24 protein-coding genes and 1 tRNA gene are annotated in these 25534 nt (G+C 57.8%); 18 read left to right on the top strand and 7 right to left on the bottom strand.

Annotated features, from left to right (window positions below):
* Positions 1-18 precede the first annotated feature (18 nt).
* Genes EHN06_RS05065 through EHN06_RS05075 form a run of 3 tightly spaced genes read right to left on the bottom strand, consistent with a single transcriptional unit; the run spans position 19 to position 3484 of the window.
* On the bottom strand, positions 19-1473 hold the full coding sequence (locus EHN06_RS05065; protein WP_127330747.1) for a bifunctional DedA family/phosphatase PAP2 family protein: 1455 nt from the start codon (positions 1471-1473) through the stop codon (positions 19-21).
* A complete protein-coding gene (locus tag EHN06_RS05070; RefSeq protein WP_127330749.1) occupies positions 1470-2468 on the bottom strand; it encodes a GGDEF domain-containing protein in 999 nt (332 codons plus the stop codon). Before EHN06_RS05070 ends, EHN06_RS05065 begins: the two co-directional genes overlap by 4 nt.
* Positions 2465-3484 (bottom strand): GGDEF domain-containing protein, encoded by a 1020-nt coding sequence (locus tag EHN06_RS05075; protein WP_127330751.1) that lies wholly within the window; start codon positions 3482-3484, stop codon positions 2465-2467. The genes EHN06_RS05070 and EHN06_RS05075 overlap by 4 nt, the downstream gene beginning before the upstream one ends.
* Positions 3485-3690: 206 nt before the next feature.
* Here EHN06_RS05075 and EHN06_RS05080 point away from each other — a divergent pair, with 206 nt between their 5' ends.
* The 11 genes from EHN06_RS05080 (at position 3691) to lipB (ending at position 13698) form a co-directional block, all read left to right on the top strand.
* Positions 3691-4929 (top strand): glutamate-5-semialdehyde dehydrogenase, encoded by a 1239-nt coding sequence (locus EHN06_RS05080; RefSeq protein WP_416332549.1) that lies wholly within the window; start codon positions 3691-3693, stop codon positions 4927-4929.
* Between the two features lie 6 nt (positions 4930-4935).
* Positions 4936-5586 (top strand): nicotinate-nucleotide adenylyltransferase, encoded by a 651-nt coding sequence (gene nadD, locus EHN06_RS05085; protein ID WP_127330755.1) that lies wholly within the window; start codon positions 4936-4938, stop codon positions 5584-5586.
* Between the two features lie 69 nt (positions 5587-5655).
* Positions 5656-6006: a ribosome silencing factor gene (gene rsfS / locus EHN06_RS05090; protein WP_127330757.1), complete on the top strand. Its 351-nt coding sequence runs from the start codon at positions 5656-5658 to the stop codon at positions 6004-6006.
* Between the two features lie 2 nt (positions 6007-6008).
* Positions 6009-6479 (top strand): 23S rRNA (pseudouridine(1915)-N(3))-methyltransferase RlmH, encoded by a 471-nt coding sequence (rlmH, locus tag EHN06_RS05095; RefSeq protein ID WP_127330759.1) that lies wholly within the window; start codon positions 6009-6011, stop codon positions 6477-6479.
* Positions 6480-6487: 8 nt separating this feature from the next.
* Positions 6488-8380 carry a penicillin-binding protein 2 gene (gene mrdA / locus EHN06_RS05100; RefSeq protein WP_127330761.1) on the top strand — a complete coding sequence of 631 codons (1893 nt, stop codon included), beginning with the start codon at positions 6488-6490 and terminating at the stop codon, positions 8378-8380.
* Complete coding sequence (gene rodA, locus EHN06_RS05105) at positions 8377-9516, top strand: rod shape-determining protein RodA (protein WP_127330763.1); 1140 nt, start codon at positions 8377-8379, stop codon at positions 9514-9516. The genes mrdA and rodA overlap by 4 nt, the downstream gene beginning before the upstream one ends.
* 171 nt (positions 9517-9687) lie before the next feature.
* Positions 9688-10656, top strand: coding sequence for a lytic murein transglycosylase B (mltB, locus tag EHN06_RS05110; RefSeq protein WP_228257412.1), 969 nt, complete (start codon positions 9688-9690; stop codon positions 10654-10656).
* The gene (locus EHN06_RS05115) at positions 10656-11549 is read left to right on the top strand and encodes a septal ring lytic transglycosylase RlpA family protein (RefSeq protein WP_127330767.1); all 894 of its coding nucleotides are present in this window, start codon (positions 10656-10658) and stop codon (positions 11547-11549) included. Before mltB ends, EHN06_RS05115 begins: the two co-directional genes overlap by 1 nt.
* A 38-nt stretch (positions 11550-11587) precedes the next feature.
* Positions 11588-12751: a D-alanyl-D-alanine carboxypeptidase family protein gene (locus tag EHN06_RS05120; protein WP_127330769.1), complete on the top strand. Its 1164-nt coding sequence runs from the start codon at positions 11588-11590 to the stop codon at positions 12749-12751.
* A 34-nt stretch (positions 12752-12785) separates the two neighbouring features.
* Positions 12786-13055, top strand: coding sequence for a YbeD family protein (locus EHN06_RS05125; RefSeq protein WP_127330771.1), 270 nt, complete (start codon positions 12786-12788; stop codon positions 13053-13055).
* A 4-nt stretch (positions 13056-13059) separates the two neighbouring features.
* Complete coding sequence (gene lipB / locus EHN06_RS05130) at positions 13060-13698, top strand: lipoyl(octanoyl) transferase LipB (protein ID WP_127330773.1); 639 nt, start codon at positions 13060-13062, stop codon at positions 13696-13698.
* Positions 13699-13727: 29 nt separating this feature from the next.
* Here the strand turns inward: lipB and EHN06_RS05135 are convergent, their stop codons facing one another.
* Positions 13728-14819 (bottom strand): GGDEF domain-containing protein, encoded by a 1092-nt coding sequence (locus EHN06_RS05135; RefSeq protein WP_127330775.1) that lies wholly within the window; start codon positions 14817-14819, stop codon positions 13728-13730.
* A 262-nt stretch (positions 14820-15081) separates the two neighbouring features.
* On the opposite strand from EHN06_RS05135, the gene EHN06_RS05140 reads away from it, so the two are divergent.
* Complete coding sequence (locus tag EHN06_RS05140; protein ID WP_127330777.1) at positions 15082-16536, top strand: ABC1 kinase family protein; 1455 nt, start codon at positions 15082-15084, stop codon at positions 16534-16536.
* Here the strand turns inward: EHN06_RS05140 and EHN06_RS05145 are convergent.
* Entirely contained in the window at positions 16467-16919 is a 453-nt protein-coding gene (locus EHN06_RS05145; protein WP_127330779.1) for a YqaA family protein, read from the bottom strand. The genes EHN06_RS05140 and EHN06_RS05145 overlap by 70 nt on opposite strands.
* A gap of 46 nt (positions 16920-16965) precedes the next feature.
* Here EHN06_RS05145 and EHN06_RS05150 point away from each other — a divergent pair, with 46 nt between their 5' ends.
* Positions 16966-19092 carry a methyl-accepting chemotaxis protein gene (locus EHN06_RS05150; protein WP_127330781.1) on the top strand — a complete coding sequence of 709 codons (2127 nt, stop codon included), beginning with the start codon at positions 16966-16968 and terminating at the stop codon, positions 19090-19092.
* Positions 19093-19263: 171 nt separating this feature from the next.
* On the top strand, positions 19264-19515 hold the full coding sequence (locus EHN06_RS05155) for a GrxA family glutaredoxin (RefSeq protein ID WP_127330783.1): 252 nt from the start codon (positions 19264-19266) through the stop codon (positions 19513-19515).
* A 73-nt stretch (positions 19516-19588) separates the two neighbouring features.
* Here the strand turns inward: EHN06_RS05155 and EHN06_RS05160 are convergent, their stop codons facing one another.
* Positions 19589-20851 carry a 6-phosphofructokinase gene (locus tag EHN06_RS05160; protein ID WP_127330785.1) on the bottom strand — a complete coding sequence of 421 codons (1263 nt, stop codon included), beginning with the start codon at positions 20849-20851 and terminating at the stop codon, positions 19589-19591.
* A gap of 156 nt (positions 20852-21007) precedes the next feature.
* Here EHN06_RS05160 and mpl point away from each other — a divergent pair, with 156 nt between their 5' ends.
* From mpl to EHN06_RS05180, 4 genes are all read left to right on the top strand, one after another.
* Positions 21008-22405, top strand: coding sequence for a UDP-N-acetylmuramate:L-alanyl-gamma-D-glutamyl-meso-diaminopimelate ligase (mpl, locus tag EHN06_RS05165; RefSeq protein WP_127330787.1), 1398 nt, complete (start codon positions 21008-21010; stop codon positions 22403-22405).
* Positions 22402-23043, top strand: coding sequence for a flavin prenyltransferase UbiX (locus EHN06_RS05170; RefSeq protein ID WP_127330789.1), 642 nt, complete (start codon positions 22402-22404; stop codon positions 23041-23043). Before mpl ends, EHN06_RS05170 begins: the two co-directional genes overlap by 4 nt.
* 111 nt (positions 23044-23154) lie before the next feature.
* The gene (locus EHN06_RS05175) at positions 23155-24294 is read left to right on the top strand and encodes an acyl-CoA dehydrogenase family protein (RefSeq protein WP_127330791.1); all 1140 of its coding nucleotides are present in this window, start codon (positions 23155-23157) and stop codon (positions 24292-24294) included.
* Positions 24295-24433: 139 nt separating this feature from the next.
* On the top strand, positions 24434-25192 hold the full coding sequence (locus EHN06_RS05180; protein ID WP_127330793.1) for a hypothetical protein: 759 nt from the start codon (positions 24434-24436) through the stop codon (positions 25190-25192).
* Between the two features lie 79 nt (positions 25193-25271).
* Here the strand turns inward: EHN06_RS05180 and EHN06_RS05185 are convergent.
* A tRNA-Leu gene (locus EHN06_RS05185) sits at positions 25272-25358 on the bottom strand.
* Positions 25359-25534 lie beyond the last annotated feature (176 nt).

Consider the following 25534-nt stretch of genomic DNA (forward strand, 5'->3'; position numbering starts at 1 on the left):
CTGATGTCGGGTGTCAGGTCAGAGTCCGGTGGGTGCGTAGAGCGTCAATGCGTGCTCCCATTGATGCCAGATATAGGCTGCGGTAAAGCCTCCCCAGATTATGATTGCCGTCATTAGAGTAAGATCCCGGGACAGAGGTACCCGATCATAGCGACTGTAGCTGGCGCGAATGTAGCCAGTAATGGCCAGTCCCAGAAAGAACCCTCCGACCACATCCGTGAACCAGTGTACTCCGAGGTATAAGCGGCTGATTGCAACCAGTGGAATGGGCAGGCTGAACACCAGGTAGGCACGCCAGCGTTTGCGGTGCCGGGTCTCCCTCGCCACGAAATTGGCAACCAGCATGCAGAATACTGTGATGCCTGTGGTGTGTCCGCTTGGGAAAGCGCCTGAAGCGGGTGGGGCCTGAACCAGTTCCGGTCTGGGGATGGCGGAGTAGGTCTTGAATAGCCAGACCAGTAAGGTGGTGAGGGCTACGGCTGCAATGATATGCAGAGCCGCGCCGTAATAACCCCGGAATACAAGAGCGAGAGACAGGAACAATCCGGCGACGACGAGTACCGGCGTCTCGCCTGCCAGGGTAAACAGGAGCGCGGTCGGATCAAACAGTGGTTGCCGTAATTGTGAGAACCAGGATGCCGCCGCACTGTCGAGGGGCTGGAGCAGGGTGGTGCCCGTCACCAACTGGCTCCATATGAGGAACAGTGCCGTCGCGGCGATCGCGAGAGACAGCGAGGGCAAGGGGAATTCACCGGCCTGGGCGGGACGTTCACTGGAGTAGAGGCGCCAGAATCGATGTGTGGTGTCGTACTGTTCCATTTTTCTGGCCAGCCACCGATAGAGTCGGCTGCTGTATCCCAGGCCCAGTTGAAAACGGAAAACCGTCAGATAGATGATAATCAGCGTACCCATGCTGATTGCGATGACCGGGTAAAAATGGGCGGGTGGCTGAATATCACTGGCCAGTGCGCTGCCTACCAGGTAGCCCGGAATCACATACACGGGGGCCCAGCCCACCGCCGATGTGAGGTTGAACAGGAGAAACCGGCGCCAGGGCATCATCAGGGCGCCCGCAACCAACGGAATCACCGGTCGTATCGGGCCCACAAAACGACCGATAACCACGCTGACACCGCCGTACCGGTGGAAAAAGTATTCGCCCTTGTGAATGGCTTTCGGGTATCGGCTCAGGGGCCATATCCGGTCCAGTTTGCCCTGGCAGAGCCGGCCGAGTGCGAAACTGATGCAGTCGCCGAGGATGGCCCCCATCGCCGCCCAGAGCAGTGCCTCCGTCAGAGGCATGGCGATTTGTCCTGCCAGGGCGGCGACTGCAAAGATAATGGCCACGCCCGGGATCACTATGCCAGCGATGGCGAGGGATTCAGCAAACGCGGTTGCGAAGATCGCCATGGCAAGCCACTCGGAGTGGTTGGTCAGCCAGGCGGACAGGGAGGCAAGCCAGTCACCGCTCATGACCCGGAGGCATCTCCCGGCAGAAACCAGATGGAATCCGCCCCGTGCTTACGGGCTTCCTCCAGAGCGAGGCGGGCGCGTTTTCGAAGAGCATCCGTGCGTGTATCCCCCGATCCACGAGTGGTGCAACCCTGACTCACCGTCGCTTTCCCGACCACAGACCAATTGTGTTCGGCGATGGTCCTGCGGATGCGCTCGGCAATAACTCTTACCCCTTCCTCGGGAGTGAAGGGGAGAATCAGGAAAAACTCGGACTCATTAAGGGTATAGAGGGTGTCCCCGGCGCGGATCACGCCGAAAAGGTGTTGGGTGATTTCCCGGAAAAGTGTCTGTATGCCGTTTTTCCCATGGAGATCTTCTGCCTCGTCGGCGTAATCAATGGCCAGCGTGATTACCGATAGTGAATGACCGGTGGCAATGGCGCGACTGATTTCCTTTTGCAGCGTTTCATCCAGGAAGCGCGCGTTGTGGGCACCCGTTACGGGATCGGTTATTGCCAGGTCTTCCGCCGATTGAGCCATATGATTGTAGTGCCAGATATACAGAGCCCCGATTGCAATCAGTGCGATGGCCCCGGTCAGTATGGTAATGGTTTCCTGGAGGGGCTGGCGAATCAACAGGAAGATTACCAGTGCCAGAAACAGCAATAGCGACAGAATGAGTCCCTGACGCAGCGGCAGGATGAGCAGGTTGAGCAGGATGAGGGGCATGCTCCAGTGACTGATGCCTGAGGCGTTCATGGTATACATGGCGACAATCAGCCCGATGTTAAGCGCGGTCAGTATCATCAGGTGCCCCGGGGCCGATAACTGGTGGCGGCGGCACACGAAGGTGTAACCGGCGCCGGCCAGAGTCAGCAGGGTCATGCCGGCGGCCAGGTAGAAAAGGCTATAAAACCCATAGCGAAGGTTCTGGAGAGCAAGGCTGGCGATAAAGAGGGTGGCCAGACAATAACCTGCCAGGTGGGTGTAGGTTCTCAGGCGCGTTTCAGTCATGCAATTGGCCCCTCCGCATCGGTTTCCGTCACAGGCGGTGAAGAGTGGGACCAGGTGCTGTAGGACTGAGTGCGGTTGCCTCCCTGTTGTTGTGCCCTGCGCAAGGCGTTAGCCGCGGATTGCTGCAGGCTGTCCGCGTCGTCTCCGATGTTGAGGCCGGCGATGCCTGCGCTGACGGTTAATTCCAGTCCGTGGGAAACCAGCAGCCCCCGAAGACCCTTGCGGATGGTTTCCGCCTGGCTGGTGGCGTCGGAGGTGGAAATTCCGGGGAGAATAATCAGAAATTGCAGGTCAGCCACCCGATAATAGGTGTCGAAGTCCCGCAGTTGTGAATGCAGGTAGCGGCCAATTCGGGGCAGGATGGAACGAATATCGGCATCGGGATCGGTATCGCTCAGATGGGTATCCAGACCAAGCATGATGATGGACATGTCGGTGCCTTCCCGTTCACTGCGCTGGATTTCCTTGTGCAGGTCAGCGGACAGGTATTCCCGGCTGGCAGCCTGAGTGAGCTCGTCGGTACGGCGCAATGGAGCCAGTTGGCGGGACTTGTATTCGCGCAGGAACACCAGGACAGCAGACAGCATAACGGTCAGCAGGAAGGCGCTGACCATCTGGTGACGCTCCGGCAGACCCGCCGACCAGTAGGTTGATGCCATCGCGAGGAAGGCGCAGGCCAGGGTTGTTACAATGGCCCAGGAGAGCGGCAACAGGGCAAATGCCAGTAACGGCGCTGCATACAGCCAGTGAACCAGGCTCCAGGGGCCTGTCCACAGACTGCCAACCAGCAGGATCAGGAATGCGCCGAGGACAAGGCGGTTGATTGTCGGCCAGGGCGCCCGGGATCGTTGCGGGTGAAAGGCGCTGCCGGTGAAGATCAGGGCGGCGGCTGTCAGTGCGGTAACGGTTGTGAGGTGTGCGCCATAGACGGCAGAAAGCGCGGCGATAATGGCCAGCACGATGAAGCCAGCTCTCGACAGGCGACTCAACAGGAATTTTTCGGCCATCTGGGCCATAGTATCCATCCTCTCCCGGACATCCGTTTTTGTCAGCATAACGCAGGTTGCGTCTATCGTCTGTCAATCAATGCCGAACAGGGCGTTCGGCAGCGGTATAATAATCGTTTGGGATGCGTACTTGAATCGGGAAAGGTAAAGTTACCGTCTAATTCGTGAAATCAGCTATTAAAACCAAAGGTAATCGAATGGATATTGCAGCTTACATGGCTGAAGTGGGTCAGCAGGCACGTTCCGCGGCCGCAGCTGTGGCGCGCTCGACGACGGCAGTGCGGAACCGGGCCCTGCTGGCGACCGCAGAGGCGCTGGACGCTTCCAGGGCCGAACTGGCGGAAGCCAATGCCCGGGATCTGGCCCTCGGACGTGAGAATGGGCTCGACGCCGCAATGCTGGATCGCCTGGAACTGACGCCTCAACGAATCGATACCATGATTGAGGGGCTCCGGCAGGTTGCCTCGTTACCGGATCCCATTGGTGCGATTACCGATATGACCTACCGCCCCTCGGGAATCCAGGTAGGCAAAATGCGGGTACCGCTGGGTGTGATCGGTATCATCTACGAATCCCGGCCCAACGTGACCGTGGAAGCCGCAAGCCTGTGTCTGAAGTCGGGGAACGCCACCATTCTCCGTGGCGGATCCGAATCCATCCATTCCAACCAGGCCATTGCGCTTTGCCTGGCCAGGGGGCTGGCTGAAGCCGGGTTACCTGAAACCTCGGTGCAGGTCATCAAGACCACGGACCGGGCAGCGGTGGGGGAGCTGATCACCATGCCCGCCTATGTGGATGTCATTGTGCCCCGGGGCGGCAAGGGGCTGATCGAACGGATCAGTCGTGATGCCCGGGTGCCGGTGATCAAACACCTGGACGGCGTCTGTCACGTCTACATTGACAGCCACGCGGACCCGGAGAAGGCCTTGAAAGTGGCCGTGAATGCAAAAACCCACCGCTATGGTACCTGCAACACCATGGAGACCTTGCTGGTGGATTCCGAGATTGCTGAAGACATCCTGCCGTTATTGGCGGATGCCTTTACAGAAAAGGGCGTGGAGCTCAGAGGGTGCGAGCGTACCCGTGCCGTGCTGCCTTCGGTGACAGTCGCAACCGAGGCCGACTGGGGGGAAGAATACCTGGCTCCGATTCTGGCGGTCAGGGTCGTGGACGGTCTGGACAGTGCCATTGCCCACATCAATCGATACAGCTCGCAGCATACCGACAGCATTATCACGGAAAACTACACCCGGGCGCGGCGCTTCATCACCGAGGTGGATTCAAGCTCGGTAATGGTCAACGCCTCCACCCGCTTTGCGGATGGCTTTGAGTACGGCCTGGGTGCCGAAATCGGCATTTCCACCGACAAGATTCATGCACGGGGGCCGGTGGGGCTGGAAGGGCTGACATCACAGAAGTATGTGGTGTTCGGTGACGGTCATATCCGGACCTGATCGATTATGCATGTTATCTATGGCGGCACGTTTGATCCGGTACACCATGGGCATCTCAGGCTCGCTATCGAGCTGAAGGAGCGTCTGGACGTACCGGAGATTTCACTGGTGCCGTGTCATATTCCACCGCATCGCGGGTCGACTGACGCCACCAGCGCGCAGCGCCTGAAACTGTTGAAACTGGCGGTTGCTGAAGAAATCGGGCTGGTTGTGGATGACCGCGAACTGACCCGGAAAGGGGCCTCCTATACCGCGGATACATTGCGTCAGTTGCGTGAGCAGTTGGGTGCTCAGGAACCCCTGGTTATGGTGGTGGGAACGGACGCCTTTGCGGGATTTGACCGGTGGCGCGAGTGGGAGCGGATTCCACAACTGGCCCATGTGGTGGTTGTGAAGCGCCCGGGGCCGGAGCTGGATCCACAGGGCGTGCCGGCAAGATTGTTGCGTGACCGCCGGGTTTCAAGCGCCGATCAGCTCCACCGTGCTCCCTGCGGATACATTCTGGAGCTGAATCCGCCACTTCTGGACATTTCCGCCACGGGGATTCGCGAACGTATCGTGTCAGGGCGTTCCCCCCGTTATCTCCTGCCGGATTCGGTCTGGCGGGAAATTCGTTGCCTCGGGCTTTACGGCGCCTGCCCCGACGGGAACTTTTAGTGCTACAATCGCAACTGAACAACATTTTTGGATGGCCGCCTTCGCCGCCATCCGTCCAGCAGGGTGATTATGCAGGCAGAGCAACTGAAAGATCTGGTGATAAGTGCACTTGAGGAAGTAAAGGCACAGGATGTGAGTGTGATAGATGTCAGGGACCGGACCAGCGTAACCGATTACATGGTGCTGGCATCGGGGACATCCAACCGTCAACTGAAAGCGCTGGCGGACTCCGTCATCGCGGAAGCCAAAGAGCAGGGGGTTCGTGCCAGCAACGTGGAAGGTAGCAACGTCAGTGACTGGATCCTTGTCGATCTGGGGGATGTTGTGGTCCATGTGATGATGCCGGCCACCCGTGAATTCTATGATCTTGAGCGCCTGTGGCGCGATGCTCCTGATCTGGGTGTTGCGGGTAGCGAATAACCATGCGATTGCGTCTGATCTGTGTGGGGCAGAAAATGCCCGACTGGGTCAGCCAGGGATACACTGATTACGCCCGCCGAATGCCGCCGGAGCTGCCACTGGAACTGGTAGAAATTCCAATGGCCCATCGGGGCAAGAATCCGGACATTGCCCGGCTGATGCAAAAAGAAAGCGATTCGATTCTGGCTGCTGCTGGCTCCAGGGATCGCGTGGTCGCCCTGGAAGTGGGCGGTCGCCCCTGGTCGACGGAGAAGCTTGCCAGCCAACTTGAGAACTGGCAGCAGGACGGTCGCGATGTCAGTTTCCTGGTCGGAGGGCCGGACGGTCTTGCCGATGCCTGCCGACAGCGGGCAGACCAGCTCTGGTCCCTTTCCCCCCTGACGCTCCCTCATCCGCTGGTGAGGATTCTGTTGGCCGAACAGTTGTATCGTGCCTGGTCGATTACCCGCAACCATCCGTACCATCGGGCTTAGGACGCATCATGCCCTGGGGAGAATTCAAAGACGTGGCCGCCGAGCGTCGCCTTTTCCAGAGGCGGACGATGGTCATGGTTTTCGTTGTGGTGGTCATGTTGGGGCTGTTGGTCGCCAGGATGTATCATCTGCAGATTGTTGAGCACGACGTATACACCACGCTCTCTGACAAGAATCGGGTTCAGGTTCAGTCGGTTGCCCCGCCCCGGGGTCTTGTCTACGACCGCAATGATGAATTGCTGGCCGAAAACCGGCCGGTGTTCGGTGTGACTCTGGTGCCCGAGCGCGTTGATGGCATGGAGGAGACTCTGGCCAAGCTCGAGACGCTCCTTGATATTTCCGAAGAAGATATGGAGCGGTTCCAGCGCCGCCTGCGGGAACCCCGGCGGCCATTCCAGCCGCTTCCGCTGCGCTACGATCTGAACGAAGAGGAAATAGCCAGCTTGGCGGTTCATCGCCATGAGTTGCCCGGCGTAGAGGTGTCGGCGGAACTTGTTCGTTATTATCCCCATAGTGAGCTGACCTCCCATGCCCTGGGGTTTGTTGGCCGGATTAACCGGGAAGAACTGCAGCGTATTGACCCGGTCAACTACGCAGGTACCAACTATATTGGCAAGTCCGGTATCGAACGTTTTTATGAGGCCTTGCTGCATGGCCAGGTGGGATACCAGCACGTGGAGACCAATGCCCGTGGACGTACCCTGAGGGTGCTGGAGCGGCAGAATCCGGTCCCCGGGGAGGACATCCAGTTGCACCTTGATCTCAGGTTGCAGCGGCTTGCCCATGAATTGCTCGATGGCCGACGTGGCGCTATTGTCGCGATTGAACCGGATACCGGAGGTCTGCTGGCACTCGCCAGTGTGCCCGGCTTTGATACCAACCAGTTTGTGACGGGCATCAGCGTTGAGAACTACCGGGCCCTGAGCACCGATATAGACAAGCCTCTGTTCAACCGCGCACTGCGTGGGCAATACCCTCCCGGGTCTACATTGAAACCCATGCTGGCAGTGGCTGCACTGGACAGTGGGGCAACGACAAGAGACAAGACTATCTGGGACCCCGGGTACTTCCAGTTGAACACCGGGGGACGGCGTTACCGTGACTGGAAACGTGGAGGTCACGGCTGGGTGGATCTCACCGATGCCGTGGCGCAATCCTGTGACATCTATTTCTATGAAATTGCCGTGGAAATGGGCGTAGACACCATGTACGACTACCTCTCCAGATTCGGTTTTGGCGAAGATGCCACACTTGACGTTTCCGGTGCACTGAGTGGCCTGTTGCCTTCCCGTGACTGGAAAAGAGCGGTGCGAAACGAACCCTGGTATCCAGGGGACTCTGTTAATATGGGGATCGGGCAGGGGTTTATGCTGGCGACCCCGTTGCAACTGGCGACTGCGACGTCCCTGATCGCCAACCGGGGTCGCTGGGTCGAGCCAAGGCTGCTCAAAAGTATCAAGGGGGATCGCTCCGCTGAAGAGTTCCTGCCGCCCGGGGACCATTCTCCCCTGGAACTGAAGAATCCGGATGACTGGGAGTTCGTTGTCGACGCCATGGCCGAAGTCATGCACGGGACCAAAGGTACGGCCCGGGGGGCGGCCCGTGGGGCATCCTACCGCATGGCGGGCAAGACCGGTACGGCGCAGGTGTTCAGCCTCGCCGAAGACGAAGAGTATGAGGAAGAGGATGTCCGTGAGCGGTTACGAGACCACGCCTTGTTCGTGGGTTTTGCTCCGGTTGATGATCCGCAGATTGCGGTTGCCATCATTGTTGAAAATGGTGGTGGTGGCAGCAGCACCGCAGCGCCGGTGGCAAGGGAGATGTTTGATGCGTGGTTACTGGGCTTCCCGGGAGAGGAGAAGGCACTGGTGAGCGGGACCGAATCCGGGGGCCCAGAATGATGCTGGGCAAAGGTCTGCACACATCTGACCATTCGCTGTCCGGTTCCCGTAGCCCCTGGTCGGTATTTCATATTGATCCGATCCTGCTGGCTTTGCTTCTGCTGTTGATTGGCGGTGGCCTGGTGGTTCTCTACAGCGGTGCCGACCGTAACATCGAAGTGGTCAAAGCCCAGGGAATACGTATGGGGGTCGCACTGGTGGTCATGCTGGTGTTTGCCCAGTTGGACCCCGCCGTCTTCCGGCGCTGGGCCCCGTGGCTCTATCTGGCCGGAGTGGTGGGGCTGGCCGCGGTGTTGTTGGTCGGGGTGGGGGCCAAGGGTGCTCAGCGCTGGCTTGCCATCCCGGGGTTGCCGCGGTTCCAGCCCTCGGAGTTGATGAAGCTGGTGGTGCCGATGATGACGGCCTGGTACCTGTCCCGTCATTTCCTGCCGCCGACATTGTCCCGGGTTGCTCTCGCGGTGGTCATCGTGCTTGTTCCGATGTCGATGATCATCCTTCAGCCGGACCTGGGAACCTCATTGCTGGTAGGCGCCGCCGGTCTGTTCGTTGTTTTCTTTGCGGGTATGAGTTGGCGACTGATCGCCGCTTTCGCCGCCATGGTCTCGGTGGCCGCGCCGCTGATGTGGTTCTTTGTTATGCGGGACTATCAGAAGCAGCGGGTGCTGACCCTGCTGGATCCACAGAGCGACCCCCTCGGCGCGGGCTGGAACATTATCCAGTCGAAAACCGCCATTGGTTCCGGTGGCCTGGATGGCAAGGGCTGGCTTCAGGGCACGCAGTCCCATCTCGAATTCCTGCCGGAAAGCCATACCGACTTCATTGTGGCGGTATTGGCCGAAGAGTTCGGTTTCATTGGCATGCTGGTTTTGATGGCGGTCTATCTGCTCATCATTCTTCGGTGCCTCTACATTGCCGCCATTGCCCAGGATTCTTTCAGTCGGTTGCTCGCGGGTGCGCTGACCATGACTTTCTTCATCTATATATTCGTCAACGTGGGGATGGTCAGTGGGCTCTTGCCGGTCGTGGGGGTTCCGTTACCGCTGATCAGCTATGGGGGGACGTCGAGCGTCACCCTGATGGCAGCCTTTGGCGTGCTGATGTCCATTCATACCCATCGGCGAATGATCAGCGCCTGACTATGGACGGCGGGTAATGGTTCACCGCTTGTGCTCCGTGATAATGTAGCTCCGGTTTTCAGTGAGCCGGCGAAGAGCCGGAGTCTGGCATTGCGGCATACTGTTGTCGCCCGGCCATCAATTTACAGGTAAGTAATGACAGCTGTCCGTTTCCCAGGTTTTACCCATCTTGTGCCCCTTCTGTTAGCGGTGCTCGCTTCCGTTACCCACGCCCGGGGCTACGATGCCACTCCAGAGGGGCGGGCCCTGATCGAAGAAATGGTCACAAAGTACGGGTATGACCAGGGCAAGGTGGAAACCTTGCTGGCAGACGCGACCCGAATCGACAGGATACTGGAGTCGATCAGCCGCCCTGCCGAGAAAACCCTGACCTGGCATGAGTATCGGAAGATCTTTATCAAGCCTGAGCGGGTTGAGCGTGGCCTGGCTTTTCTCAAAGAACACGACGAGGCATTTGCACGGGCAGAGTCGGAATTTGGCGTTCCTGCCACTGTTATTGCCGCGATCATTGGGGTGGAAACCTGGTACGGTAACTATACCGGCAATTACCGTGTGATCGATGCCCTGGCGACCCTGGCCTTTGACTACCCGCCCCGCAGCCGTTTCTTCCGTAGCGAACTGATCCAGTATCTGTTGATGACCCGGGAACAGGGTTTTGATCCCCTGGATGTCAAAGGATCCTACGCCGGAGCCATGGGCTACGGCCAGTTCATCTCCAGCAGTTACCGTCACTTTGCTATCGACTTCGACGGCGACAGTATTGCAGACATCCTGACCAATCCCGTAGACGCCATTGGCAGTGTCGCCAACTATTTCAGCGCCCATCACTGGCGTGAGGGTGAGCCGATTGCCGAACCCATGGATGGCCACTTGCCGCAGGACAGTCCCTTGCTGACGCGGGAACTGAAGCCGCAGCTGACGGTCACTGATTATCGCGAAGCCGGGCTGAGTCCAAAACAGGTGTCAGGGGAGGATGCCGCGGCCCGGGCAATCCTGTTGCAAGGGGCTGATGGCCCGGAATTATGGCTGACGTACCATAACTTTTTTGTGATAACCCGTTACAATCACAGTCATCTGTACGCCATGGCGGTTTTACAACTGGCTGATGAGTTAAACAAACACAGGAATTCTGACCGGTGATGACCCAGTTCCCATTGTCCTTGCCGCTAGTCATCGTTGCAGCGCTGATATTATCGGGATGCGCCTCTTCGCCACCACCGGAGACGGATCATTCCTCACGGTATACGATCTCACAGGATCGTGCTCCCGAAGATGATTTTGATGTGTCGGGGCTTGGCGATGCAAGGCCACAATATGAAGCTCCCCGTTCTGCCGGAAACAAGTCACCTTATACGGTGTGGGGCAAGCAATACACCGTGATGGATAGCAATCATGGCTACGTTGAGCGGGGCACCGCCAGCTGGTACGGCGAAAAGTTCCATGGCCATAAAACCTCCAATGGCGAGGTTTTTGACATGTATGAAATGTCGGCAGCCCACAAGAGCCTGAGAATTCCGGGTTACGCCCGGGTAACGAACCTCGATAATGGCCGTTCGGTGATCGTGCGGGTGAACGACCGGGGGCCCTTCCACGGTGACCGGCTGATTGACCTTTCCTACGCGGCCGCCAAGAAGCTGGGCTATCAGGGCAAAGGCACCGCCCGGGTGGAGGTCGCGGCCATAACGGTCGAGAAGGACGGCACCATGACTCTCGCCGGTCGACCATTTTCCGGTGGCGGGGAGCCGGTTCCGCTTGAGAAGGTGGCGGATAATGCCGACGTCAGTAGCGGGGCTTCGGGGCTGTTCGTACAACTGGGTTCTTTCAGCAGCCGTAATCCGGCAGAAGTCCTGCTGGGCAAGGCCAGAGGCGTGATTGAAAACCCGATGCGAGTAAGGGCGGTGGATACGGCATCCGGGCGTTTCCACCGGGTGCAGGTTGGCCCCTTCCGCAACCCGGATGAAGCCCGACAAGCCCAGGCGAGGCTTGAAAACCGGGGATTTGGCCAGACCATACTACTGACCGATTCCCACTAAAAAAGAATCTACACACATTACGACGAATGAATGGACCCATGGCGACTAATCCTGTTTTCCGCACTCTAACTGCTTTACTGCTTCTGGTGTTGATCCCCCTGGGATCGGCCAATGCCCAGACAGTACTGATTCCCTCGCCCCCGCAAGTGGCGGCGAGTTCCTATATCCTGATGGACCCCCTGAGTGGCCGGGTGATCATGGATGAGAACAGTAATGAACGTTTGCCGCCGGCAAGCCTGACTAAGATGATGACGGCCTATATTGTTGAGCGTGAGCTGGACGAAGGGCGTCTCTCCATGTCGGACATGGTGCCGATCAGTGTCAATGCCTGGCGCACGGAAGGGTCCCGTACCTTTGTTCAGGAAGGGACGGAAGTCTCGGTAGAAGACCTGCTCAAGGGTGTGATTATCCAGTCAGGCAATGATGCCTCGGTTGCCCTGGCAGAGTTTGTTGCCGGCAGTGAAGGGGCTTTTGTCGATATCATGAACCAGCAGGCTCAACTGCTCGGTATGAAGGATACCAACTTCGAGAACGCCACTGGTCTACCTTCGCCGGATCACTTCTCCACCGCTCGTGATCTGGCGCTACTGGCGATGGCGATCATCAATGACTACCCCGAGAACTATCCGTTGTACGCGGAGAAACACTTTACTTACAACAATATTCGTCAACCCAATCGCAATAGCCTGCTTTGGCGTGATGACAGTGTCGATGGCCTTAAAACGGGCCATACTGAAGAAGCTGGATACTGTCTGGTGGCTTCAGCCGAGCGCAATGGTACCCGGCTGATTGCCGTGGTAATGGGAACTGACAGCACGGGAGCCCGTGCCCAGGAAGTCCAGAAAATGCTGAATTATGGCTTCCGCTACTATGAAAGCGAGACGCTGTTTGGTGCTGGTCAGGAACTGATCAAGGCGCGGATCTGGGGCGGTCGTGATGATGAGCTGTCGGTTGGTGTCACTGAAGAAGTCAATGTCACTATTCCCCGCGGTTCCCGCGAGTCACTGGAATCGACCGTGGATCTTGACTCTGTCATTAAAGCACCCATCAAGGTGGGGGACGAGCTTGGCCGGGTGCAGGTCAAACTGGGCGATGACGTGATTGTGGACCAGCCGGTGCTGGCGCTCAGCGATGTGCCCGAGGGCGGGCTGTTCAAGCGCCTGTGGGACGCCATCAAGCTCTTTTTTGTTCAGTTGTTCTAGTGAAGACCCCTGACGTCTTCGGGAGTATGCCGGCATGAGTGAGCCGAAAGCACCTAAAATTGAATTTCCCTGTGACTATGTCATCAAAGTGATTGGCAATTCAGCGCCGGATTTCACCGAGTTCGTGGTTGAGGTTGTGGAGCAGCATGCGCCGGGAATTAGCGAAACGGATATCTCCATCAATGAGAGCCGTGGTGGCCGTTTCTCTTCGGTCCAGTTAAAGATCGTGGCCACCGGTGAGGACCAGCTCAAGGCCCTGTTCGAAGACCTCAAGGCCAGTGGCCGGGTTCATATGGTGCTTTGAGTCGATGCCGCCGCTGATTGTACGCTCACTGGGAGAACAGCCGTACCTGGAAACCTGGGAGGCGATGAAAACCTTCACTGCGGATCGTGACGACACCGTGGCGGATGAACTGTGGTGCCTGGAGCACCCCCGGGTCTACACCCAGGGGCAGGCGGGCAAGGCCGAACACATCCTGGCGCCGGGGGATATTCCTGTTATCCAGGTGGACCGGGGTGGGCAGGTGACCTACCACGGCCCTGGCCAACTGGTGATTTATCTGCTGATCAATCTGCCGCGGGCCAGGCTCGGTGTGCGCACCCTGGTGGACCAGATTGAACAGGCGATCGTGCGGGTGTTGGCAGATTCTGGTATTACGGCGGCCCCGAGGCCGGATGCTCCCGGGGTTTATGTTGGGGATGCCAAAATAGCTTCGCTGGGGCTGCGCGTCCGTCGTGGCTGTTCATTCCATGGGCTGGCATTGAACGTAAATATGGATATGGAGCCGTTTCGTCGCATTAATCCCTGTGGCTATGCGGGTATGGCCATGTGCCAGGTCAGTGACTTTGTCAGCGGCGCTACCGTGGCGGACTTCTCTGCCAGGTTGGCGGACGAGCTGGTCACGGGGCTGGGCCATGACCAGGTCGAGTATCGTGCCGGTTGGTAACGCCGCATTACTTCCATCGCATGCCCTGACTAGTGCGTGAACGTTCCCTCAAAATCGCAGACGGTATTGCGTCCCAGGGTTTTCGCCCGATAGAGACCCTCATCGGCTCGTTGTAACAGTCGGTCAACGGACTCGGCGTTGCGGATGGTTGCCACACCGACACTGATGGTTGCTGCGATGGCCTGGCCTTCTGCGTGTACAGATTTGCGGCTGACCGCCTCACGTATCCGATGAGCGGTCTTGACGGCTTCTTCGGTGTTGGTTTCCGGTAACAATACCAGGTATTCCTCTCCACCCCAGCGCGCCAGGGTGTCGACCTTTCGGCATTGCTCCCTCAGTGTTGAAGCGACCAACCTGATCATCTCATCGCCAACATGATGGCCATGGTTATCGTTGACGCTCTTGAACAGGTCGATGTCCATCAGCAGGACTGAAAACGTTCGCGAGTTGCGCAGGTAGCGCTGGTACTCGTTTTCGAGTTGCGCCAACACTTCCCTGCGATTGGCCAGACCCGTGAGCGCATCGTGTTTGGCGGCATACTCAAATTCCTGGGCCAGCTTCAGCAGTCCCAGTTTGCTGCGCCGTCGGCTCTGGTCCAGGACATAGCAAGTGGATATTTCAAAAGCGAATACGGCGATCATGGTGAGACGGAAACTGTCCGTGTACGGCGTGTCGAACAGCTGGTCTCCAATCGGGCTGAATAGCACGGCGACACCAAAGAGGCCGCCACTACAAGCAATAACGCCGACCCGGGACTGGCTGATATAGAACACGACCGGGGGGTAGGCAAACAGCCAGATAATGGCGGAACCATCCTCCACCGCCTGTACCGCCAGATAGGTAAACAACGCTGTGATAATGGCAATGAAGCCCCTGCGCTGCAGGGTGCTGTTGTGACTGAGAAGATAGGCAATACCATTGAGGGCCAGAAGCCCCGCGAAAATAATCAGTAAGATGGGGGGCGTGGGATCTGCGCGCAGGGATGACCGGTACGCAAAGAAAATCAGCAAGGGTACGGCGGCGAGTGTCAACCATCCAATGAGCGTGGGAACGGGAATTTCTCCCTTCACCTGATACTGGGACAGGTCAGTGTCCGCTTGATATGTGGCTGCATGAGTCATTTTAAGGTCTTGTTGTTCTGGTGTTATTGTTGAGTCTGTAATGCTGGGTTTGCAGTTCAATACTAGACGGGTTCCGGGCTTCAAAGTGTGTAGAAACGTAAAGAGTTGCAATGAATTCATTGCTATATGCCTGGGAGTGAAGTTGCATTGGCCGCAAGGCCGACAGATGATTGGCGACTCAGTGAGGGTTGATGCGACTCCTGTACGTATAATGACGAAAGTAGCCCCAGGGCTGAAATGTACTGAACCGGACGGATAATTAATGGTGTCCAAAAAGCGAGGAACCTCCGTTTCACGTATCAAGACCGGAAGCTTCGAACGCCGTTTGACGCTGACCAGGGCTGGACTGTTTGCAGGCACGCGGATGGCGTCCCATATGGCGACGAACTGGTTCAGTAGCCGTGAAAAGCGGGATCAGCGTCACCGCGCCATGCTGTCCAGTCAGGCTGAATTTCTGGTGGATGAATTAGGCAAACTCAAGGGAAGTGTGGTCAAGATTGGTCAGGTTATGGCCCTCTATGGAGAACACTTCCTGCCGGAAGAGGTGACCGAAGCGTTGCACACCCTGGAAGACCAGACCACCTCCCTCGAATGGTCCGCCATAGAACGGGTCCTGAAGGACGAGTTGGGGGAGCAGCGGCTGGCAGAGCTGGACGTTGATCCCGACCCGATCGGTGCCGCTTCACTGGGACAAGTGCATCGTGCGCGCCGCAAAAGCGATGGGCTTGAACTGGTACTGAAGGTCCAGTACCCGGGTGTGGCGGATGCAGTAGACAGTGATCTGAACGCTGTGGCCCACCTTCTGAAAATCGCCAGGCTGGTGTCTTTCGGGCCGGAGTTTAACGACTGGCTGGAAGAGGTGCGGGAGATGATGCACCGGGAAGTGGATTACCGGCTGGAAGCCCGTACCACCGAAAAATTCCGCAAGATGCTGGTCGCCGATCCCAGGTTTGTGGTGCCCAGAGTGTTGGAGGAGTTCTCCACCGCCCACGTGATTGCCTCCACCTACGAGCACGGCCATTCGGTCAGCTCCGTGGCTGTGCGGGAGCTGCCACTGGAGCGGCGTTCGGAGCTGGGGCTGGCGGCCCTGGAGCTGTTCTTCCGGGAACTGTTTGTCTGGGGGGAAATCCAGACGGACCCCAATTTCGGTAACTACCGTATCCGCATTGCCGGTGAACAAGGCTCCGATCGGGATTACGATCAGATCGTGCTGCTTGATTTTGGTGCGGTCCAGGCTTACTCATCCTCCTTTCTCGATCCGGTGATCCAGATGATCCGGGCCTCTTATGAAGGGGACTTGCCGGCGGTTATTGAAGGCGGTGTCGAGCTGCGTTTCATGGGCCGTGACTGGCCAGACGATGTGCTCGACAAGTTTGGTGCCGTCTGCATGTCGGTGCTGGAACCCCTGGCCCGTGACCGGAGTCAGTGGCCGGATTACGCGGTGAACGCCAATGGTGAGTACCGCTGGAAGCAGAGTGATCTGCCGTCACGGGTAGCCCGTCACGCGGCAAGGTCAGCCATCAGCCGCTATTTCAGGGTGCCCCCCAAAGAGTTTGTGTTCCTCAACCGCAAACTGATCGGGGTGTACACTTTTATTGCGGTACTGAACGCGGAGTTTAACGGCGAGGATCTGCTTCGCGCCTACCTTTATGGCGACGGCACCGATTCCGAAGGGACGCCGGCGGCATTCAGGACCAGCCAGAGCACGAAGCCGTAACGTACGCCCTTGCCGATGGCGACCAGTACCACAAAGTTCAGCCAGGGTACGCGCATCACGCCGCCAATGAGCGTGAGTGCGTCGCCCCCCAGGGGCATCCAGCCCAATAACAATGACCACTGACCGTAACGGTTAAACCTGTCCCGTGCCTTTTCCAGTTGCTGCTCTGTTACCGGAAACCAGCGTTTGTTCTTAAAGCGATCCACCTGCCTGCCGATAACCCCATTAACAACAGAGCCCAGAGTATTTCCCGCTGTTGCCCAAAACCAGAGCCACCACAGGGAATAGTCCTGGGTGACCATCGCGCCCAGCATGACTTCGGAATACGCCGGGAGCAGGGTGGCTGCGGCGAAGGCAGTCAGGAACAGGGTCAGGTATGCCAAGTTGTTACCTCGCTATAAACACCGCAACCGAACAGGTTTCATTGCAATGAATGAGCTTTCGTTACGCTTCAAACTTTACGCCCTGGTCATTACGCTGCTACTGGTGATGGGTGGCAGTATCGTGGTGACTGCCCAATTGTCACTGGGTGATATGGAAGAACGGATCACCACGGAAACCCGGGATACTGTGCAGGGTATTGTGATGGAACGGCTCAGTGCAACCGCGGGCAAGTACGGCGAACTGGTCAGTGGCCAGTTTGCGACGGCCTATCGTACCCCGGAAGTGGTTCGCAACGTGATTATCCGCAATATTCAGGCAGACAGTTCCGGCCGGATCAGTCGGATCGCGTTGCAGGAGACCGTTGGCAGAGTGCTGGAGGAGCAGAAGAGTCTCAGCTCTGTGTACGCGCAGTTTGAGCCGGACGCCTACGATGGGCAGGACCGGTACTTCACCGGCGGTGTGGAGGAGCACAGCAGCGATGAGGGCACTCTGGAAATCTATTTCTATCGCTCCCCCGACGGTGAAGTCGTTTTCAGTCGTACCGAAGACCCGGGCATCAAATACCTGGATAACCGTAACGAGTTCGGTATTCGTGAAGCGGAATGGTACTTGTGTTCGCGGGACAGTAAACAGCCATGCATCATGGAGCCCTATGAATACGAGATCGCAGAAGGCTATTCCGAACTGATGACCAGCCTGGTGGTTCCGATTCTCGATGGTGGCAAGTTTGCCGGGGTGGTGGGGGTTGATATCAATCTGTCGACACTCCAGAAAACCATTCGGAGCGTCAGCAACGAGCTTTACGAAGGCCAGTCACGGGTTACATTGTTGAGTGACAAGGGGCTGATTGCCGCATCCAGCCATTACGATGATCACCTGGGGCGTCCCCTCAATGAAGCCTTGCCTGAGTTGGCGGACAAGTTTGTGAATCTGCACCAGGAAAAGAAGAGCTACGATGATGGTGAGACCCTTGCCGTGTCTTATCCGGTGGAGATCGATCTGCCGGGCACGCAATGGTCGCTGTTGATTGAGCTGCCGCGGGATATTGCTCTGGCCGATGTGTCCGAGATTACCGCACTATTGTCCGACGAAGTCAGTGCCACGGCTGCACGTCAAACCATGGTTGGCATTATGGTGTCGGTCATTGCCATTTTGATCCTGGTGCTGCTTGTTCGCTCCGTAACCCGGCCCCTGAATGAAATCCGCGACCGAATGAAGAATCTCGCCAGTGCGGAAGGGGATCTCACCAGTGAATTGTCCATTGAAACCCACGCGGAGTTGATCGAGCTGGCGGGTGGATTCAATGCGTTCCTGGCTCGATTGAGAAATATGATCAACGATCTCAAGAGTGTGAACGGCAAGGTTCGTCAACAGGCAGCGGATGTAGGCGGCATTGCGCGGGAAACGGATGAGCAGACCGAGCGACAACATCAGGACATCGACAGCGTTGTCACGGCTATGAACGAGATGTCGGCGGCCGCAGGTGAGGTGGCCGGGTTTGCCGGAGAAGCGGCTGAGAATGCCCGGCAGGCCCAGGATGGTGTCCGGTTCACCCAGGATACGCTGACTGCCGCGGTGGATGGTGTCAGTGCCTTGTCCGCGGATATGGACGAAGCCAGTACCGCCATCACCCAGGTGGCGACTCGCAGCGATGATATTAACCGTATCCTGGACGTGATTCGTGGCGTTGCCGAGCAGACCAACCTGCTGGCCCTGAATGCAGCCATAGAGGCTGCCAGGGCAGGTGAGCAAGGGCGTGGCTTTGCGGTGGTGGCCGACGAGGTGCGTACCCTGGCGTCCCGTACCCGTGAATCCACGGATGAGATCAGTGAAATGATTGAAGGTCTGCAGAGTGACGTGAACGGTGCGGTGTCGGTGATTCGTTCCGGTGTGGACCGGGCGACAACGGCGGTTGATGGCACCCGTGAAGCGGACCATTCCCTGGCGGCGGTAGTCGAGCGTATCGGGACCATCGTGGAACACGTGACTCAGGTAGCGACAGCGGCCGAGGAGCAGAGCTCTGTCAGTGAAGAGATCAACCGGAACCTGACAAAAATCGGGGATGCGGCCAGCGATCTCCGGCTTCTTGCCCAGCGGGTTCGCAGTAGTGGAGAAACCCTGGATGAACAGGTCACTGTGCTGGATTCTGAGCTTGGGCGCCTGAAAACCTGAGGGAGCCTCTGGAATGTGATAGTGGATTCAGGCACCAACCTGTACATCGATTGGTGCTATGACGACCATTCAAACCATCAATTTTCTTTTTTGCGGTGGCATGACATCATGTCGTCAATATTTACTAACGGCGTGACCCCCGCCTGATTTGTTCAGATTAAGGAGCAAGATATGGAGCATGTGACCATTTACGGCCGCTCGTCCTGCGGTTTTTGTGTTCGTGCCAGGCAACTCTGTGAAGTGAAAGGCATTCCCTTCACTTATGTCGACATGATTGAAGAGGGCATGTCCAAGGCAGACATTGCCGAAAAGATTGGCAGACCAGTGCACACGGTGCCCCAGATCCTGGCTGGTGAGTACTATATCGGTGGATCTGACGAGTTTGTCCGTTACTTGAGTGCCCAGGAGGCCCGGGCAAACTGATCACCGATACGATGAAATGAAAAAGGCGCTTGCGGTTATGCCGCAAGCGCCTTTTTCATTTCCTGGCCAGAGATCAGAGCTGGAAGTCGGTTTTCAGCTTTTTGTCCACCAGCTTGTTCTGCAGTTTGGCCACCCGGGGCAGACCATTGTCGAACGGAGGGAAACTCTCGCCATAGATCAGTGGCTCCAGGTAGTCGCGGCAATCCTGGGTGATGCGAAAGCCGTCATCCGAAATGTAATGGATGGGCATTTTCTTTTCCTGGTTGGCGACTTCGCTGAGCGGTGCCTCGCCAATATGCCAGCGATACGGTCTGGACTGTTCGCGGACAATGGTCGGCATCAGTGCCTGCTTGCCCGCCACGGCCATTTCAACTGCCGCCTTGCCCACCGCATAGGCCTGCTCAACGTCGGTGGCGGAGGCAATATGGCGCGCGCTGCGCTGCAGGTAGTCGGCCACCGCCCAATGGTACTTGTAACCCAGAGCCTGCTTGACCATGTTGGCCAGCGCCGGTGCTACGCCACCGAGCTGGGTGTGGCCAAAGGCATCCTTGGCTCCGGCATCGGCCAGAAAGCGGCCGTCTTCGTACTGGGCGCCTTCAGAGGCAACAATCACGCAGTAGCCGTACTCTTTCACGCAGAACTCCACCCGCGCCAGGAACGCTTCCCGGTCAAACGGTATCTCCGGGAACAGGATGATGTGGGGCGGCTGGTCCTCGCCCTGTCCTGCCAGCCCGCCGGCAGCGGCAATCCAGCCGGCATGGCGACCCATGACCTCAAGGATGAACACCTTGGTGGAGGTTTCGCACATGGATTTGATGTCGAGGCTGGCTTCCAGGGTCGAGGTGGCAATGTACTTGGCCACGGAGCCGAAGCCGGGGCAGCAGTCGGTGAAGGGGAGGTCATTGTCCACGGTCTTGGGTACGCCGATACAGGTAATCGGGTAGCCCATCTTCTCGGCCAGTTGGGAGACTTTGTAGGCTGTATCCTGGGAATCACCGCCGCCGTTGTAGAAGAAGTAGCCAATGTCATGGGCGCGGAACACTTCGATCAGGCGCTCGTATTCGCGCTTGTTCTCGGAAATGTTCTTGAGCTTGTGACGGCACGACCCGAATGCCCCGCCGGGAGTGTGGATCAGCGCCTGAATGGCTTCGTCGCTTTCCAGGCTGGTATCAATCAGTTCTTCCTTGAGTGCGCCAATGATCCCGTTGCGGCCGGCGTAGACCTTGCCGATGCGGTCCGGGTATTTGCGGGCGGTCTGGATAACCCCGCAGGCGCTGGCGTTAATGACGGCGGTCACACCGCCGGATTGAGCGTAAAAAGCGTTCTTGGTGGCCATCTCGGGCTGGAGCCTCCTGCTGGTTCAGTAATTGCCGCCGATGATACGACAAATGCCGGATTTTTTCATGAGCAGGATTGCGGATAACGAACCTCTTGACGACCCGCGGCGTATACGGGAGGCTTGGCACGTCCAATTCAAGAGGTCAGACCGATCATGCACGTTCATATCCTGGGAATTTGTGGCACATTCATGGGCAGCCTGGCGGTGTTGGCCCGGGAACTGGGCCACACGGTGACAGGCTCGGATCAGGGCGTGTATCCGCCGATGAGCACCCAGCTGGAAGCCCAGGGGATCGGCCTGATGGAAGGGTATCGCGCGGAGAACCTGGAGCCGAAGCCGGATCTGGTGCTGATCGGTAACGCCATGTCCCGCGGTAATCCCGAGGTGGAGGCGGTCCTCAACCGCAACATTGATTACATGTCCGGCCCGGAATGGCTGGCGCGGGAAGTATTACGCCATCGCTGGGTGCTGGCAGTTGCCGGCACCCATGGCAAGACCACTACCACCTCCATGCTGCTGTGGATTCTCGAGCAGGCCGGCTTTGACGCTGGTTATCTGGTGGGGGGAGTGCCGAAGGATTTCCCGGTGTCAGCCCGTGTCGGTTCCAGTGATTTCTTTGTGATCGAAGCCGATGAATACGATAGCGCTTTTTTCGACAAGCGCTCCAAGTTCGTCCATTACCGCCCCCACACCCTGATCATGAACAACCTGGAATTCGATCACGCCGACATCTTCGACAATGTCGAGGCCATCGAGCGTCAGTTCCACCACCTGGTTCGTACCGTGCCATCCAACGGTCTGATCATTCGCCCGGCGAACGATGTGCACCTGGACCGCGCCCTGGACATGGGATGCTGGAGCAGGGTGCAAACCACCGCGATTGGCAGTGAAGTGGCCTACACCACGGATTGGCGGGCGGAGTTGCTGTCGGAGGACGGCAGTCGTTTCATGGTGATCCATCATGAGCAGCCTGTGGCTACCGTGACCTGGGCCCAGACTGGATTACACAATGTCCGCAATGCCCTGGCGGCCATCGCCGCCGCCCGCCATGTGGGCGTCACTCCGGATCATGCGGTAGCGGCGCTGTGCCGCTTTTCCGGGGTCAAACGGCGCATGGAGTTGCTGGCACAGGTCAACGGCGTCAGTGTATACGACGACTTCGCCCACCATCCGACCGCCATTGCCACCACGCTTGAAGGACTGCGCAACAAGGTGGGGGATGAGCCGGTGATCGCGCTGATCGAACCCCGCTCCAACACCATGCAGCAGGGCGTGCACCAGCAGGCGTTGTTGCCCAGTGCCGTCGCTGCCGACCATGTCATATGGGCCAATCTGAACGAACTGGAGTGGCTGCCCGCGTTGGTAAACGAGTGGCAGTGCAGTGCAGGTGAGACTGTTCAGCATCATGTGGAGGCGAGCGTGGATGCCCTGATCGAGCAGGCACTGGCGAATGTGTCCGGTCCCTGCCACATTGTGATCATGAGCAACGGCGGATTTGGTGGTATTCACCAGAAGCTGATTGCCGAACTGGAGCGACGATACCCGGCATGACTGACCCTGCGGCACAATCACGAACCATAAATCTGGCCTTTACCGGTGCGTCCGGCGCGCAGTACGGTTTGCGCCTGCTGCAATGTCTGGTGGCCGCTGGCTGCAGGGTGAATGTCATGGTTAGCCGCGCCGCTCAGGTGGTGATCGCCACGGAAACCGACCTCAAGCTGCCGGGCTCCCCGCAGGCAATGCAAGAGGCATTAACCGGGTATGCCGGTGCGGTCCCGGGGCAAGTGCTGGTCTTCGGGCGGGAAGACTGGTTTGCGCCACCGGCTTCTGGTTCTGGTGAAAAGGCTCCCCTGGTGGTGTGTCCCTGCAGCACCGGAACTCTGTCCGCACTGGCCACCGGCGCCAGCAACAACCTGATCGAGCGAGCCGGCGATGTGGCCCTGAAAGAGCGTCGGCAACTGATCCTGGTGCCTCGGGAGGCGCCGTATTCCGAAGTGCACCTGGAGAACATGCTCCGGCTGACCCGGATGGGCGCGGTCATCATGCCGGCCAGCCCCGGGTTCTATCACAACCCGCAATCGGTGAGTGATCTGGTCGATTTCATTGTCGCCCGCATTCTCGATCACCTGGACCTGCCCCAGGACCTGATGCCCCGCTGGGGCGAGGAACGCGCGAACGGGAAACGCTAGGCGATGGTTTTGGTCAGCCCGATTGATGGTTTTCACCATTGAGCAAAATCGCCTCTGCGCAGAGACTTGGTGAACGATAACCACAACACAGGTCATTCACCGAGGTTTACCATGATTCCACGCACACTCTTTGACGCCGATCTCGAAGGCTTCCGCGATTCCGTCCGCAAATTCCTGGAGCAGGAAGCGGCGCCCTACCATGAGCAATGGGAAAAGGACGGTCAGGTCAGCCGCGAACTGTGGACCAAAGCCGGGGAGTTGGGCTTCCTGTGTCCGACCATGCCGGAAGAGTTTGGTGGTGTGGGTGCAGATTTCCGATACAGCGCCGTGATCATGGAAGAAATTTCCTATGCCGGCCTGTCCGGTATTGGTTGGGGGCTGCATTCCGACATTGTTGCGCCCTATATCCTCAACTACGGTTCTCAGGAACAGAAGGAGCGTTACCTGCCGAAACTGGCCACCGGTGAGATGGTCGGGGCCATCGCCATGAGTGAGCCCGGCGCAGGCTCCGATCTTCAGGGCGTAAGAACCACCGCGATCAAGGATGGCGACCACTATATTCTCAACGGTTCCAAGACCTTTATCACTAACGGCCAACTGGCGGACCTGGTCATTGTCGTGGCCAAGACCGATCCCAAGGAAGGCGCCAAAGGCACCAGCCTGCTGATCGTTGAAACCGCGTGGGAAGGGTTTGAGAAAGGCCAGAACCTGAATAAAGTCGGCATGAAGGCCCAGGACACCTCGGAGCTGTTCTTCCAGGACGTAAAAGTGCCGGTGGAGAACCTGTTGGGATCCATGGAAGGGCAGGGGTTCTTCCAGCTGATGCAGGAGCTGCCTGCCGAGCGGCTGCAGGTAGCATTGACCGCCGTTGCGGCAGCCGAGGCCGCTTGGCAGTGGACTCTGGATTACGTCAAGGAGCGCAAAGCGTTCTCCAAGCCAGTGATCGCTTACCAGAATACCCGTTTCAAGCTGGCGGAAATGAAGTCGGAAATCACCGCTGCCCGGGTGTTCTGTGATCGCTGCCTGGAGTTGCACCTGGAGAAGAAGCTCGACATTCCGACCGCAGCCATGCTCAAGCAGTGGACCACCGACATTCAGTGCAAGGTAATCGATGAATGCGTCCAGCTGCACGGTGGCTACGGTTACATGTGGGAGTACCCGATTGCCCGGGCCTGGGCAGATTCCCGTGCCCAGCGCATATATGCCGGTACCAATGAAATCATGAAGGAAATTGTTGCCCGTTCCTTCTGATCCGGCTGGCTCCGGTACCGTGAGGTGCCGGAGCTGCTTGTTACCAAACTTTACAAATTGCCAAACCTATCAAGGTTCCCCCCTTCAACATCCCCTAGAGTAGCAGCACAACCTCCAACAAGGATAACCGGTTGCTGCCATGAAATGTCTTCTCTCCCTGTCCCTGCAAAGCCGGGTGGCCTATGAAAACGATGGGATAGATGAGCGGCTGACATTCGACTGGGAGAACCGGCGGGTCTATTTCGAAACCACCACCCTGTGCCGGGAGGGGCTGGCCGACACCTCGGAATTCGGAGGGCCGCCTGAAGTGACCTACAGCTGGACCACAGTTGAGGGAAATGTTGCGGAACTGACGGCCACCTCTAACAGCGAGGAACGTGTGCTGCAGTTGGATCACGCCAATGGGACGTCGTTGTTCGCCGGTTATCGGTTACTCAGCAATGGCGAGGAGCAGGCGGTGCTGAACCTGGCGGGAGCGCCAGAAGAGTGCGTTCCGCTTGAGGGTGTTGAGGGGGCAAGCCATGTAGTTTCCGCACAGCAGGACTACAGCTACAACGCGCCTGGTGCTCCGGATGGCTTTGACGCGTTGATGCTGGAGTTCGATACCCGCAATGAGCATTTCCGATTGCTGCGCCATTCATTTGCCGATCCGGTGATGTCCGGGCTAGAACACGTTTCCTCGGAAGGCGGGTTCGACTGGGTTATGGTGTACCCGGAAGAGGGCTCCGGACATTACGTGGCTGACCAGCCCGACCTGATAGCCAATGCGTATCTCACAGGCCCCGGAACGTCCGCAGGCTGTAGTCGGGAGTTCGAGGAGGTGCCGTTCAGTGTCTTCGGGCAGGTAAACTATAAGTACCGGCGTTTGTCGGGTTATCTGGCGGAACAGGTGGAATAATAATGACTTAGGCCGAATGCCTGAGTGGTTTCGAAGAGCTGCTTTGGGAGTTTTTCTTGCCACTTCCTGGGGGAGGAAGTGGTGCCGAGGAGAGGACTTGAACCTCCACGGGGTTGCCCCCACTAGCACCTGAAGCTAGCGTGTCTACCAATTTCACCACCTCGGCAGGTGATTCACAGATGCGCCTATAGTTTATTGAAAACTTGGCGTTTCTGCCAGCGGTGAGGTGTGTCCCTCAACCGATGGCGCGTACTTTAATGATTACCGAAAAAGCTGTCAAACATTTTTTCAGGAAAATTTCGGGAAATTAATGGCTTTATTTTGCTGTCGGTTAGGCAGGCT

This window comes from Marinobacter sp. NP-4(2019) (assembly GCF_003994855.1).
Taxonomy (GTDB): domain Bacteria; phylum Pseudomonadota; class Gammaproteobacteria; order Pseudomonadales; family Oleiphilaceae; genus Marinobacter.

Coding starts and splice junctions, on each gene's coding strand:
- EHN06_RS05065 (WP_127330747.1), bottom strand. CDS start 1,473: ATGAGCGGTGACTGGCTTGCCTCCCTGTCCGCCTGGCTGACCAACCAC.
- EHN06_RS05070 (WP_127330749.1), bottom strand. CDS start 2,468: ATGACTGAAACGCGCCTGAGAACCTACACCCACCTGGCAGGTTATTGT.
- EHN06_RS05075 (WP_127330751.1), bottom strand. CDS start 3,484: ATGGCCCAGATGGCCGAAAAATTCCTGTTGAGTCGCCTGTCGAGAGCT.
- EHN06_RS05080 (WP_416332549.1), top strand. CDS start 3,691: ATGGCTGAAGTGGGTCAGCAGGCACGTTCCGCGGCCGCAGCTGTGGCG.
- nadD (WP_127330755.1), top strand. CDS start 4,936: ATGCATGTTATCTATGGCGGCACGTTTGATCCGGTACACCATGGGCAT.
- rsfS (WP_127330757.1), top strand. CDS start 5,656: ATGCAGGCAGAGCAACTGAAAGATCTGGTGATAAGTGCACTTGAGGAA.
- rlmH (WP_127330759.1), top strand. CDS start 6,009: ATGCGATTGCGTCTGATCTGTGTGGGGCAGAAAATGCCCGACTGGGTC.
- mrdA (WP_127330761.1), top strand. CDS start 6,488: ATGCCCTGGGGAGAATTCAAAGACGTGGCCGCCGAGCGTCGCCTTTTC.
- rodA (WP_127330763.1), top strand. CDS start 8,377: ATGATGCTGGGCAAAGGTCTGCACACATCTGACCATTCGCTGTCCGGT.
- EHN06_RS05115 (WP_127330767.1), top strand. CDS start 10,656: ATGACCCAGTTCCCATTGTCCTTGCCGCTAGTCATCGTTGCAGCGCTG.
- EHN06_RS05120 (WP_127330769.1), top strand. CDS start 11,588: ATGGCGACTAATCCTGTTTTCCGCACTCTAACTGCTTTACTGCTTCTG.
- EHN06_RS05125 (WP_127330771.1), top strand. CDS start 12,786: ATGAGTGAGCCGAAAGCACCTAAAATTGAATTTCCCTGTGACTATGTC.
- lipB (WP_127330773.1), top strand. CDS start 13,060: ATGCCGCCGCTGATTGTACGCTCACTGGGAGAACAGCCGTACCTGGAA.
- EHN06_RS05135 (WP_127330775.1), bottom strand. CDS start 14,819: ATGACTCATGCAGCCACATATCAAGCGGACACTGACCTGTCCCAGTAT.
- EHN06_RS05140 (WP_127330777.1), top strand. CDS start 15,082: ATGGTGTCCAAAAAGCGAGGAACCTCCGTTTCACGTATCAAGACCGGA.
- EHN06_RS05150 (WP_127330781.1), top strand. CDS start 16,966: ATGAATGAGCTTTCGTTACGCTTCAAACTTTACGCCCTGGTCATTACG.
- EHN06_RS05155 (WP_127330783.1), top strand. CDS start 19,264: ATGGAGCATGTGACCATTTACGGCCGCTCGTCCTGCGGTTTTTGTGTT.
- EHN06_RS05160 (WP_127330785.1), bottom strand. CDS start 20,851: ATGGCCACCAAGAACGCTTTTTACGCTCAATCCGGCGGTGTGACCGCC.
- mpl (WP_127330787.1), top strand. CDS start 21,008: ATGCACGTTCATATCCTGGGAATTTGTGGCACATTCATGGGCAGCCTG.
- EHN06_RS05170 (WP_127330789.1), top strand. CDS start 22,402: ATGACTGACCCTGCGGCACAATCACGAACCATAAATCTGGCCTTTACC.
- EHN06_RS05175 (WP_127330791.1), top strand. CDS start 23,155: ATGATTCCACGCACACTCTTTGACGCCGATCTCGAAGGCTTCCGCGAT.
- EHN06_RS05180 (WP_127330793.1), top strand. CDS start 24,434: ATGAAATGTCTTCTCTCCCTGTCCCTGCAAAGCCGGGTGGCCTATGAA.